The sequence below is a fragment of the Paenibacillus sp. EB106-06-01-XG199 genome, from assembly GCF_058791575.1.
The window spans coordinates 1-12,053 of sequence record NZ_JBYTDQ010000012.1; the positions used below are offsets into that span (position 1 = coordinate 1).

Here is a 12,053-nt window from a genome sequence, read left to right on the forward strand (position 1 = left end):
ATACCGTAAAAGTAACCGAGAAAAATCATTTTAAATAAGACGACAGGATCAATGGCAGGACGACCATTATCTGCACAGTATAACGGTCGAACTATTTCATCGATAAAGGAAAAATCGATATATTTATCTACTTTGCGCAGCAAATGGTCTTGTGGCACTAAATCTTCGATTGAAACAAACTCGTAGGCTTGCTGTTTTTCTCGGTTGGACCGCAACATACCAAACACCATCCGTTCTATAAATAGTTACCTATATTATACAACATTAACGCGGTGTCGTCTTAAATTATTTACATATAAATAAGGCTGTCGAGACTTTCTCGACAGCCTGAGGACAACCTCTAAAGGTTGTCCCATACGGTAACCGGTAGTGATCCTGACTTGAGGGTCACTTTTCTTTTGCCTGGAAGCAGCTCTCGCACGGAATCCCCGGTTATTCTCCACAGCTTATATAACTTCCGAATCCCTCTGCTGGCCTACATAAATATTAGTTTTTGGCTTAATGGCCTTATAACGAATCTCAATCTCCGTCAGACCATCTTCGAACGTAATATAGAGCCGGTCGTTGTATTCAAGGACTTCCTGCTTGCCACGCTCCACAGGGGTTCGCCCATGTACGACGGTGCAGCGGGAATCATGCCGGACGATCAAGGTTTCATTCTTGCCGGCTTTGAACCAGATATTCCCTGCTTCCGGAACATGTTCCCGGATCTCCATCATGTTAAGCAATTCAGCCAGATTCATCCTGCGCTGTTGAAACGAGGTCATCGGCCAGTGGGTCACAGGAATATCCGTACCGCTTGCAGTACTTAGGAAATAACCTTCCAGTCTGCCGCGAAATACTGGCTTTGGCCGCAGCACGAACCAGTACAGCAGTCCAACAGCGATCAGCAACAGTACGGAGAGTACGCCAATACGCAGCATCTTTTCCACCATGGAAGTGATATGTACAGGGATTCGGGCGGTTACTTTGGCGCCTTCATCATCTGTGGCTGTTACTGAGAGATAGGACTTTCCTGAATGCAGCGAAGACAATAAGAGTTGTCCATCTTTGATGTCTGCTTGAGCCAGGCTCCGATCTCCTTGTTCTGTATCCACGGTATAAGTAAGCGAATCCTTATTAGGATCTTCGAAGTAGCTGGTTAAGTCAAGCTTAACAGCTCCGTCATCCTTGGATAAATCAATGGATTTATTCAAAGCGACCGGCGGCAGATTGTTAATCTCGATGACTGCAGTCTTGCCTTCTCTGTAGAAATCCGAACCGTCTACACGGATATGGTATTGGTATGTATTTGATTTAGGAAATATGTAGGTGCCCTTAAAGCCGCTTCCCGTATTGGTTAGTGGAATCCGTTCAACTTTGCCTTCTTTGGGTGTTACGATCAGTTCTGCTTTTAGCCGATTGTAAATATCGGTATCCTGAACTTTAGAACGGTCGTTTATTCCGTATAGTGCAGCCTCGAAGACGGTAGCTTGTCCTTTGAGCACCTTTTGTCCGCCGGATATAGCGGCTTCGGCACGCATATTGTAATTTCCAAGCAGATTGATTTTGACAAGATCACCGGCATGTCCGCGGAATTTCAGCACGAAATTGCCTTTAACCGGCTTGACGATTTTCATCAGCGAGTATTTATCCGATTGAATGAAGCTTACATTGCTTGATTTGTAATAGAGCTGGGCCTCCGTTACCGGATGCTCCGACAACATGATAATATTGGCGTCAGCCATGCTGGAGTTTGGAATCTCCACTGTGATTTCCTGAAGGGAGCCATTTGCTGTAACGGCTGCTACGGATGTAAGTACGGATTGAATCTGACTGGCAAAGATCTGGTTAAATATTTCAGGCAAATCGTCTGCACTTCCGGTAATAAAAGAGGTACCGCCCGTCTCACTTGAGATCCGCTCCAATTCACTTGAATTGACCTTGCCTCCATTATTAAGGCCAACGGTGTAAATCGGGTATCCTGACTTTCGGGCCATGTTAATAACTTTGTCCACATCATTTGCAGAATCAGCAAAAGTCCGTCTACTGGAGTTGTTCCCAATATCGGTCTCTCCGTCGGAGAGAAGGATGAGGAAGGGTTGTCTACCGTTTGCCCGGGATTTCGCCAGCAGTTCAGCGCCGCGCCGCAGTCCAAGGCCAAGATCTGTGTAGCCAGTCCGCTTCAAGCTGTCGATCTTGCTCCGTAATTGCTGTCGTGCGCCGGAAGACGTAATATCCGTGAGCGGGACAGAAGAGGTGATCCGGTCGTTGTAGGCCACGAAGCCGAGCCTCGTTTTTTGCCCCCCGCTCATATCCATGAACATGCGGATAACTTCATCGGCTATCCGGTCCTTGTCCGTCTGATTCATGGAGTAGCTGACATCCAGCACAAACATGGCATCCAGACCTCCTGCCGAAGCGGAATTGTTCTTGCCGGATGATGCGTAGCTGGAAGTCCCGCCGTTTCCTGCCAAGCAACCTGAAATCAGTATTATCACTACTACAATTTTCCTGAGTGATCTAAAGTACATAAGCTGCGGAATCCCCCCTTGTATCTGTTTAGGCCTAAAGTTATTGATGCAGCTCCATAAAATGCTGGGATAAGGTTATCATCGGTGGCTCATTGAGGGAAAATAAGGAAAAATTACAAAATAGTCCTTTTAGTCTAGTTAGTCATAAAAATGATTAAATGGAACTATATGCCTTTATATTGACAAAAATTATCTTTACTGGTTAAGATGGGTCCCATGAATCTAAAAATTATCGCTTCAAATGGCAGTATTTAGTCGAATGGTGTAACCAAAGACTCACGAATGCATGCCGGGTAACAGAAAATAATGGAGGGGGGAAGGCATCCTCATGAGCCTTTTTTAACATGGGATGCTGCCTGAATGGACATTATCAATCAAACGAACCGAACCTTGCTTTTTGAGGAAATCAACCCGGAAAAGCTCGATTTGATCACCATCGTCGGGGATGTAAAAGGTATCGACAGCTTGAGTGACGATAAGATCAAAGAGATTAATGAGCATCTTCTTGTGCACAATTTTGATGAGTTCCTCGACAAGTTTTCACCGAGCATTTACTCCTTTTTTAATGCGGCGAACCAGAAAGTAATGTATACGCTTAAGAAGCCTGAAGGCATTCCGGATGATACCATTTCGGAGATTAAGATTGATCAGAGCAATGACTTCCTGCGAATGTTGTTCACACTGATAGATACGAAAAGAAGCCAAGGGATTACGAATGTTGATTTCAAATTTGAAAATTTGCTGGACATGATCTCTCCAAAGAAGGTTATGGATGATATCCGCCAGGTCCGCAAAGAGATTCACTACATGTACGGCCAGTACGACAAGCTGGATGACGGAGATCCCAAAAAACTGGATGTCGGCGATAAACTGAATATTATGTTCGAGGAAGCCAGCCGCAACTATAACAATGTCATGGCTATGCTGCCGCTGGCCATCGAGGATATCAAGACTCGGCTGCTGCTCGGCCGGGCGCAGGAGGATACATCTTCCGAATTGATTCAAGTAGGCCAGCTTACCATCGGCGAGAGCGGTGAACTGAAGATCATCGAGGCTCCCAAGAGTGACAGTACCGACCTCATGCTTCTGGATGAAAGCACGAATACAGACCTCACACAGGTATTTGCTGAAGATTACGGCTCTTTGTCAGAATCTCCGTCTACTTATGTGCAGGACCTGGTAGTACGCACATTCTGTCCGCTTCCGGCGGTCCGGGCTGAAGTCAACGCCGCACTGGAAGTACAGAATTACAATACATACCTGGAATTCTATAAGAATGCCAAAGATGATTTCGTCAAGACGGTTAAGCCGTTAGTGGAAAAAATACTGGGTGTTAAGATGTTCTTCGACCAGTATGCGGTTAAAAACAAAGGGATGCAGCCTTCGATGCTGATTGCCAACAGCAAGCTGGATATGCTCGTGAAGAGCAGCAATATCCCGCGGCTGGAGACATATTTGAACACAGTGAACTCGAAAAATGAATTCTCCGATACGATCTGGTACGGGATTGTTCCTTCCGTTGAGCTAGAGACAACCGGCAAGGTCAAAGTTAGCCGGGAACGTTTTCGCGGAAACGACAAAGTGGTCAAGCAGGATGGCAACAGCATGGAATCACTTACAATGCTGCTCCAAGTCATCAAGGACTACAAGGTGCAGTTGTTCTTCAGCTTCGAGTCCGGCGAGGACACTACATTCAGCAGTATGGCTACTGCCGGAATCGACAAGTACATTGACAAATGTGCAGGATTGACACGGAAGGAATACAGTGAATTTGCGATCCCGAGTGCACCGAATTTCACGGTGATTCCTAAGGAGAAGTCCGGAGTTATCATTGACAGCAGAATGCTGCAGACCGAGAACGGTGTGGAATTGTCCAAGGATAAAGAAGACATTCTGAAGCTTTGGATCGAGGGTGTCTATATCGGAGCCGCTTATGTTGCCGCTGGTATTGTAGCTGCTTATCAATGTCCTGAATATCTGAGAAGCAACTTTAAGAATGTAAACCGGGAATTTCCGGGAGTACGCTTCGATATCGAAGCGGGAGACAACAGTCTGCGCTCCGTAACAACGATGACCAAGGAAATCTCGGGGTTCACGAATACAATCAAGGACTCCATTAACCGCAAGAACTTCGGATTTATTTTCTCCTCTGAGAACGCACAGCTTCAGGATACGGATATCAAACGTATTACCGTATATAAATCGAGAAGTATGGCTATGTCAGAGGACGGATATGATTCCATTTACAAAACACAGGTGAGTACCTATATCGAACGTTTCCTGCGCTTCCAGACCGGAGATTTCAAGCATGAGAACATAGTGAAGTTCTTCAGCAACAATCCGAGCAGCCAGAAGAGCCGCTGGTTGGGCAAACGCGGATCGGTTAACTCGATCATTCAAGAAGGCGATGATATGAGCTATATTATCGACGAGAAGAGTAACCTGTGCCATATAGATCTGGTCTTCAACGGCAATGTGAAGAATCTTGAGGTCATGATAACCAAGGGAACCAGCACTGTTAAGGCTTAAACATTCATATAACAACGATAAAAGATTATATTACAGAACTTATTAAGGTATCAGAGGCTTGTTCATCCGAGCTAGCCTTTATACATATTTCAACACTATTTTTCGAGGAGGTTTTTTATTTATGGGTTTTATTTTAAAAGTTGAAGGTGCAGAAACAATCGAACTGGGAATGGACAATATTCGTTCTGTTGTGTACGACACGGACACTCCGGATGATTCAAACGCAAGATCGACCGATGTTGGAGCAACCCTGCGCATCACTGGTAAAATTATCACGGCTACTGACGGCGATAATGCAGATGACACCATCAAGCTGGCGCTCTGGTCTATTGTTCCTGCTGAAAAAGCGGACTGCTACCGCAAAGTAACGCTTGAAGTTATTGCAGCAGACCAAGTAGTGCGCAAGATCCATTTCCCTAACGCATTCGTTGTGGATTACACAGAACGTTACGGGGACACCGAAGGTGTTGGTGAGTTCACACTGTACATCAAACAAAAGAAAGACAAAACCGAACTTACCAAAATCGATGGCGGATTCTCGGCCTAATATTAGGTAATCGGACTGGGACATCGGGCTGGCTGTGTCTGCCCTGATGTTCAGAACATTAAGGGGCCTTTATGCGCCTCTTAATGTTTATTTATCTCTAAATCGTAACGGGAAGCGGTGAGGCGTTTGACAGATTATTATGAAGTGCTTGGTATTGCCCCAAATGCATCATCCGCCGAAGTGAAGCAAGCTTACCGGAAGCTGGCCAAAAAGTATCATCCCGATACGAACGGAGGAGATCCGCAGGCCGCCGAGCGGTTTAAGCAGGTTCATGAGGCCTATAAGGTACTAGGTAATGAAGAGTCAAGGACGGCTTATCAGTCGCAGTCGCGTACAACCCGGGCATCCGGAGAGCCGCCGGAGAAGCCATCCGCAGGCAAGGAGCGGGTCAGTTTTGATCCGGGAAATATGGAAGAGCAGTTCGAACGTTTTTTTGGTTTCCAGCCGAAAAAGGAGAGTGACCGGAGCATCCCCAAACGCTCTGAGCCAGCAAAAAGTATGGAGTCATCGGAGCTGTTTGAGCGCTATTTTGGAATCCGAAAGAAGTGATCCGGCAGTCATTCTGGGGCGTAGCCCGGTAAGGCGGAGGTTATGGGAGTGAAACAAGGAAGGTCGGTCTGGACCCTGGTGCTGGATCTATTGATAACAGCCATCTCGGCTGTAATATTCTATTACATATTTGTGGTTGCAAAGGTTAGGGGGGCACAGGTGGTTGCGGCAGCAATCCTTTTGTTGTCAGTAGTCATAATTGCAGTCAGAACAAGACCCAAGAAGATCAAGGTGCAGAATAAGGTCAAACCCGGCAGCAAGGTTGTAAAGCTGGTGCTGCTGAGTGAAGACGGTGAAAGTGTAAAGGAATGGTACATAGAAGGCGAGACAAGTGTTCTGATCGGCAAAAGCTCAAGGCACGGTGAAGCGGATATAGATCTGTCAGATACACCTTATGCTTCTCTGATCAGCGCCCAGCATGCTGTGCTGAACAAAGCATCCGGCAAATGGTACATAGAGGATATTGAATCCTCCAGCGGTGTGGGTATACGGAAAAGCAATCAGAGCAAAGCAGTTAAATTGGAAATCGAGGAACCCAGCCTGCTTGAGGCGGGGGACTTAATTTATATTGCCAACACGAGGATTCTGGTGAAATGAACAACACATGCGGGGGTATGAGAGCGAATGAGTCTGACAAGATGCGCTAACGGACATATGTTCAGCACAAGAAGACACGGCAACACGTGTCCTTACTGTAATCTTACCGTGGAGAGCCCGGCTCCGTCCGGCAGCAAGGGAGCAGCCATTGCTATGGCGTCCCGTCCTTCCGAAGATGACAGAACGATGCCGTATTTGGGAGAGGCTACCGGAATTGAACCGGTGACGGGTTGGCTGGTCTGTATTGAAGGGGCACAAATGGGACAGGACTACCGGATTATGGCGGAGAAGAATTTTATCGGCCGCTCGGAAGAGATGCATGTGCGCATTCTGGGTGACAATACGATCTCCAGACGCAATCATGCGGTGATTGTCTATGATCCGAAGAAACGCAATTTCTACTTGCTGCCCGGTGATGCTTCCGGACTTGCCTATCACAATAACGAGGCGGTATATTCCCCGGTAGAGCTGGCTGCTTATGATGTTATTCAGCTGGGACGAAGCAAGTTTATTTTTGTTCCCCTGTGCGGTGTTCACTTTGAATGGGAGCAGCAGCAATGAATACGCTGAAGCAACTGCTGGATGATAGTGCATTGACCCCATACTGGATGATTGTTGTCTGGATATTGCTGATCTGGCCGCTGATTATGTTCAGGCATCGTATTCAAAAGATGCCGAAGGCTGGCACCGGTTCCGGGGACGGAATCGGGAACGGCCAGACGATCGGTGCGCGTGAAGAGCAGGATGACTATTTTGCGACGGTCAATATGCCTTTTGGATTGCTAGCTGTGCTTGCGGATGGAATCAGCGGTTTAAGCGGGGGAAGGGTGGCCAGTACGGCGGCCGTCCATACTTTTGTTAAAGAATTTCGGGAACTGGAGCGCTTCCCCGATCCGCCGGAATTCTTCGGTGATGCGGCAATGAACGCCAATGGAGAGATCATGAACCAGTTGCACGGAGTGCAGGGAGGGACCACGCTGGTAGCGGCGCTGATCCGCAGTAGTATGCTCTACTGGGGGGCGGTAGGGGACAGCCTGTTGTTCGTATACCGCGGCGGTATTCTGATTCCGGTTAACCATAAGCATACGCTGGAGAACACACTGCAGGAACAGTATCTGTCCGGTGAGATTACCGAGTCGGAGGCGCTAGGCAATCCGCAGCGCAAGACTCTGGTCAATTATCTCGGGTCCGAGAATTTCAGGAGCATGGAGCTGGCAGAAGAACCTTTTCAGCTGTATAAGGGGGACAAGATTATGCTGTGCAGCGACGGGGTATACAACACGCTCACGGAAATGGAAATGGAGACGATACTGTCCCGGCCGCTGTCACCCTATGATGCTGCTCAGGCCATGATTGATTTGATAGAGGAGAAAAGGCTTGTACATCAGGATAACGCTACAGTCATTATTGTGGAGAGGCGTTGGTAGAACAGGAGATGTCCCGCCGGGTACATAGCATAAATCATCAATACGGGAAATGGGGATACGCATGAGGAAGGAGAACAGCGATTTTTTAATGAGTTTCGTCTCCGAATCGGGTTCTTTTATGACTAACCGGGATTTTTTCGGGTGCGTTGAGCTGGAGGATAAGGCCTGTTATATCATTGCCGACGGATTGGATTCAGATGAAGAGGCTCACAGTGCCGAAATGATTGTGCAGACGATTCTGGAGAGCTTTTTGGAGAAACCCACCCTCTCCCGGCGGCGTTTGACCGATTACATCCGGATTGCCCATGAGTGGCTGCATTATGAGAGCCGAAGAGTCCGTCTGAAGGCCAGTATACTAATTGTGGTGACGGATTATACGAAGATGGTATGGGCATCGGCCGGGAATGCGAGACTTTATCATTTTCGCGGGGAGCGCCTGATCTTGAAAAGCCGGGACCACAGCCTTGCCCAGCAGATGGCAGACGAAGGACAAATTGCCGAGGACAAGATCGATACGAATGATGAGCGTGGCAATCTGCTGCAATATGCCGGGATGCCGGGCAAGCTGAAGCCTTATGTCTCCGGGAAGATTCCGCTGGCAGATGGCGATGTGCTGGTGATGTGCACCTCCGGGTTGTGGCAGGCTGTCGAGGATGCGGAGATGATTGATTCTGTCCAGGCGGCTAATGATCCGGTCATGCTGGCGGATACGCTTGAGGAAGTCATGCTCAGCAAACAGCGGATGCGGATAGACAATTATACGGCAGCATGTATCTACGCTAATAAGACCTATCAGGAAGAGCCGAAGAACCGCAAGAAATGGATCAAACGCATTCTTATTATTCTATTGACGGTGCTTCTGGTAGGTGGCGCCGGGATCTTCTATAAGGTCAAAAGTGCGGCTAAGAAGGCCGAATTAGCTGCCGATATGCTCCAGTATGAACAGAGTGCTGACGTGTATGTTACAGAGCAGGAGTATGGCAAGGCAGTATCCGACTATAGTCTGGGCCGCAACAACTCGATCAAGCTCAAGGACCGGATTCATAAAAAGCTGCTGACAGACAAAATGGCGGCTGCGCAAAAGCTGGTTGACGGCGAAGCCCACCTCAAGGAGGGGGATATTGTAAAAGCCAAAGCGAGCTATACCAAAGCGCTGGAACTTTCGGAGCCGTACAGTATCTTCAAGCGGCAGGCGATTGAGGACAGACTGGGACAGATGAACGCCTTCCAGAAGGTACAGGACTGGCTTCGGGAAGCAGATCTCAAATTCCAGAACGGGGACTCCAGCGGAGCCATTACGCTGTACCTGCGGGCGCGGTCCTCCGCCACGGAGAACGCTTATAAAGAGGCTCTTGCCGAAATTACAACCAAGCTGGAAACGGCGGAAGCCAAAAAATCGGATGTGGAGCGGCAAGTAAGTCAGCTCCAGGCCGATAAGCTGGAAGCAAAGGGCGACCGTTACAATGAAGCCGCTGATTACAGCGGGGCGCTCGATGCTTACGCAGCGGCGCAAGAGGTCTATCAGAGTATTGATATGCTGGAACGGGTACTGGCAATGGAACGCAAGATCTCCAAGCTGGAAGAGAAATTGAACCCGCCTGTACCTGCTGTAGATCCGAATGCTGCCGGAACTGCAGACCTTACGGGAAGTATGGGTTTGCCTCTGGTGACTCCAGATGAAAGTACAGATAACAACGGAAATATCACAGGAAATTCAAGTAATAATGAAGCTGGTAAGGGTTTAGAGGAAAGTGCCGCAAAAGGTGCAGCGGGCACAGAACCGGGCAGCGGCGTAGATGCCGCGCTGCCAAAAGAGGAAACGGTCCAGAAATCCGCTGAAGAGGAGGTGCAGCCATGAAAGATATCATTCGTGACCGTCTGAACAAGATGGAGGATCTGGAGCAGCGCCGGATGCTGAAGGATGTAATGACTGGTTTATTTCTGAATCTGGTGGAATATCAGGAGACGCTGAACCGGCAAATTGAGGAGCGCGTCTTCAATGAACTGGAGCCGGAGGAGGTGCGGCATGATGTGTATGCGTCACTCTGTCCCCGCGAAGAGCTTGATCCACTGCATGAATTCCTGTACCCCATGGTCCCAGGCGATTCAGAGCCGCAGTTTATCAATCTGGCGGAAGTTGCGGCTGCCTTATCGAAGCAGGAGGAAATGAAGTTATGTACGCTGTTCCTCCAGTGCGATACCTCACAGATTCGCTCGCTTACCCGGAGCAAGCGCCAGTTCAAGGGTGAGATGATCACCAGCGGAGGCCGGTATGAGATAACAGTCCGGCTGAAGCAGAGCTCAATGTACACCGAACGCATTGAAGAACTGTACCGGATATTCCGTAAAAACAGCCTGCCGTGGAAAACAGTCCACATCCCTTATGCCTACAAATTTATGGACTGCATCCTGATATCCTGCGGTTCGGAGTGGGACAACCAGGAGACGGTGAAGCAGATTTCCATACAGTTGGAGGAATTGGAACCGTATAAACATATGAATCTGGTGCCGATCTGGAATATTCAGAGAATGGAGATGAAGATCGGCGGCTTTCCCGTTCCGGCGGCTGACCGGGTGAATTACGAGCATGTGCTGCCGCTAAGAAGAACAGGCACAGAACACGGATATCTTGTAGATGGCGAGGAAGCAAATATCCGTTATATTAAACGCTCGGAGGAAGAGATTACAGTTGTATCTCCGCTGGATAAATCGGATTCCTGGACCATGCTGAAGGTGACGAGGCCCATGAATTCTGGAATTGGCCGGATGCATTATCCTCTTTTGTCGAACCGCAGACAAGAAGGGTATATCGGCAGATATGTCCGGCAGGCCGGCAGTCCGGTTCGGTCCAAAGGTGGCATTGCCCGTTTGACCGGGGCATTTGAGGTTTCGCGGGAGGTAGAACTGGAGGATGTCAAGATTCTGCCGCCGGGACAGGAGATTCCGCTGACTTATGAACTGAACAACTTCGTCAGCGACCAGGTCCGCGTACAGACGGATAAGTACCGGATGCGCCTTCTGTTCAGAGCTGTGGCCAGGGATCGGTCACTTGCCGGATCCTATCTAAGTGACGATGTGCTCAGCTTCCTCGTCTCTGAAGTTCAACTGGTCTTTCCGGAGTACCGCTGTGAAGGAGCCTGGGTATGAACTATATTTGGGATCTGCTGGTTCGGTCGGGGCGGGCGGGAATGAAGAGGAGCGACATTCACTTTGTTCCGGCGAAGGTGTATTCACCTTATATGGAGCTGAGCCATACCGATCTCAATGCGGCTGCTGTGGAGCAGGAGGTTGAGGTGAACCCGTATTATCGTTTTTACGATATTTTCAGAGACTTGTTCGATCCTAACAACGCTGAGGATTCCGAACTGCGTGAGACTTTATTCGATCTGATCATTCATTTCCTGGCTGAATTGGACCTGATGCAGGGGATGAACAAACGGGAATATCAAATCCGCTTCACACTGCGGGAAATGCAGGAGGGAGTCTTCGGAGAACGGATTCGGCAGCGGCTGAAGCTGTTTGGACGGGAAGAGCAGGAAGTCATCGCCGGGCATGTTCTACGGCTGTTCGATACCGGCGAAGCGGTGCATCTTCTGCGGGAACTGCTGGTCCGGATGTTCCCGCGTTCCACATTATATGCGAATTGTGAGGATAAGGACGAATTGCTGCTCTACATTGGTGAGGAAGAGCGCCCGGAGACAAGGGAGAAGCTGGAACTGATTTTGGAGCTTTTTTTACCGGTACGCTTCGAAACGGAGATTTACTGGAAACGCCATTTCGGCATTATCGACGTGGATCACACGATGGTTCAGGATTGCATTGCCATGTATTAAAGGAGCAAGAAGAGAGGGCAGATTCAGATGCTGCGGGAGCAGCCGCCTAGGAGGTTAC

General features: G+C 48.7%; 11 protein-coding genes. 9 read left to right on the forward strand and 2 right to left on the reverse strand.

Going from position 1 to position 12,053, the window contains the following annotated elements; translation table 11 throughout:
- Together AC3WT9_RS29570 and AC3WT9_RS29575 are read right to left on the reverse strand one after the other, a co-directional pair.
- Positions 1 to 218: transposase (locus AC3WT9_RS29570; RefSeq protein ID WP_492408491.1), on the reverse strand; the 218-nt coding region annotated here is incomplete at its 3' end.
- Between the two features lie 228 nt (positions 219 to 446).
- Complete coding sequence (locus AC3WT9_RS29575) at positions 447 to 2,480, reverse strand: vWA domain-containing protein (RefSeq protein ID WP_341378048.1); 2,034 nt, start codon at positions 2,478 to 2,480, stop codon at positions 447 to 449.
- 393 nt (positions 2,481 to 2,873) lie between these two features.
- Here AC3WT9_RS29575 and AC3WT9_RS29580 point away from each other — a divergent pair, with 393 nt between their 5' ends.
- From AC3WT9_RS29580 to AC3WT9_RS29620, 9 genes are all read left to right on the forward strand, one after another.
- Positions 2,874 to 5,042 (forward strand): transcriptional regulator, encoded by a 2,169-nt coding sequence (locus AC3WT9_RS29580; RefSeq protein ID WP_341091517.1) that lies wholly within the window; start codon positions 2,874 to 2,876, stop codon positions 5,040 to 5,042.
- A gap of 121 nt (positions 5,043 to 5,163) precedes the next feature.
- A complete protein-coding gene (locus tag AC3WT9_RS29585; RefSeq protein WP_038589056.1) occupies positions 5,164 to 5,589 on the forward strand; it encodes a hypothetical protein in 426 nt (141 codons plus the stop codon).
- A 126-nt stretch (positions 5,590 to 5,715) separates the two neighbouring features.
- Positions 5,716 to 6,138: a J domain-containing protein gene (locus AC3WT9_RS29590; RefSeq protein WP_341091518.1), complete on the forward strand. Its 423-nt coding sequence runs from the start codon at positions 5,716 to 5,718 to the stop codon at positions 6,136 to 6,138.
- A 48-nt stretch (positions 6,139 to 6,186) separates the two neighbouring features.
- Positions 6,187 to 6,735, forward strand: coding sequence for an FHA domain-containing protein (locus AC3WT9_RS29595; RefSeq protein WP_341091520.1), 549 nt, complete (start codon positions 6,187 to 6,189; stop codon positions 6,733 to 6,735).
- Positions 6,736 to 6,762: 27 nt separating this feature from the next.
- Positions 6,763 to 7,296: an FHA domain-containing protein gene (locus AC3WT9_RS29600; RefSeq protein WP_038589064.1), complete on the forward strand. Its 534-nt coding sequence runs from the start codon at positions 6,763 to 6,765 to the stop codon at positions 7,294 to 7,296.
- Positions 7,293 to 8,162 carry a PP2C family protein-serine/threonine phosphatase gene (locus AC3WT9_RS29605; protein WP_076110616.1) on the forward strand — a complete coding sequence of 290 codons (870 nt, stop codon included), beginning with the start codon at positions 7,293 to 7,295 and terminating at the stop codon, positions 8,160 to 8,162. The genes AC3WT9_RS29600 and AC3WT9_RS29605 overlap by 4 nt, the downstream gene beginning before the upstream one ends.
- A 61-nt stretch (positions 8,163 to 8,223) precedes the next feature.
- Positions 8,224 to 10,020, forward strand: coding sequence for a PP2C family protein-serine/threonine phosphatase (locus AC3WT9_RS29610; RefSeq protein WP_492408495.1), 1,797 nt, complete (start codon positions 8,224 to 8,226; stop codon positions 10,018 to 10,020).
- The gene (locus tag AC3WT9_RS29615) at positions 10,017 to 11,309 is read left to right on the forward strand and encodes a normocyte-binding protein (RefSeq protein WP_341378050.1); all 1,293 of its coding nucleotides are present in this window, start codon (positions 10,017 to 10,019) and stop codon (positions 11,307 to 11,309) included. The genes AC3WT9_RS29610 and AC3WT9_RS29615 overlap by 4 nt, the downstream gene beginning before the upstream one ends.
- The gene (locus AC3WT9_RS29620) at positions 11,306 to 11,995 is read left to right on the forward strand and encodes an iron-dependent peroxidase (RefSeq protein ID WP_341378051.1); all 690 of its coding nucleotides are present in this window, start codon (positions 11,306 to 11,308) and stop codon (positions 11,993 to 11,995) included. Before AC3WT9_RS29615 ends, AC3WT9_RS29620 begins: the two co-directional genes overlap by 4 nt.
- Positions 11,996 to 12,053: the final 58 nt, after the last annotated feature.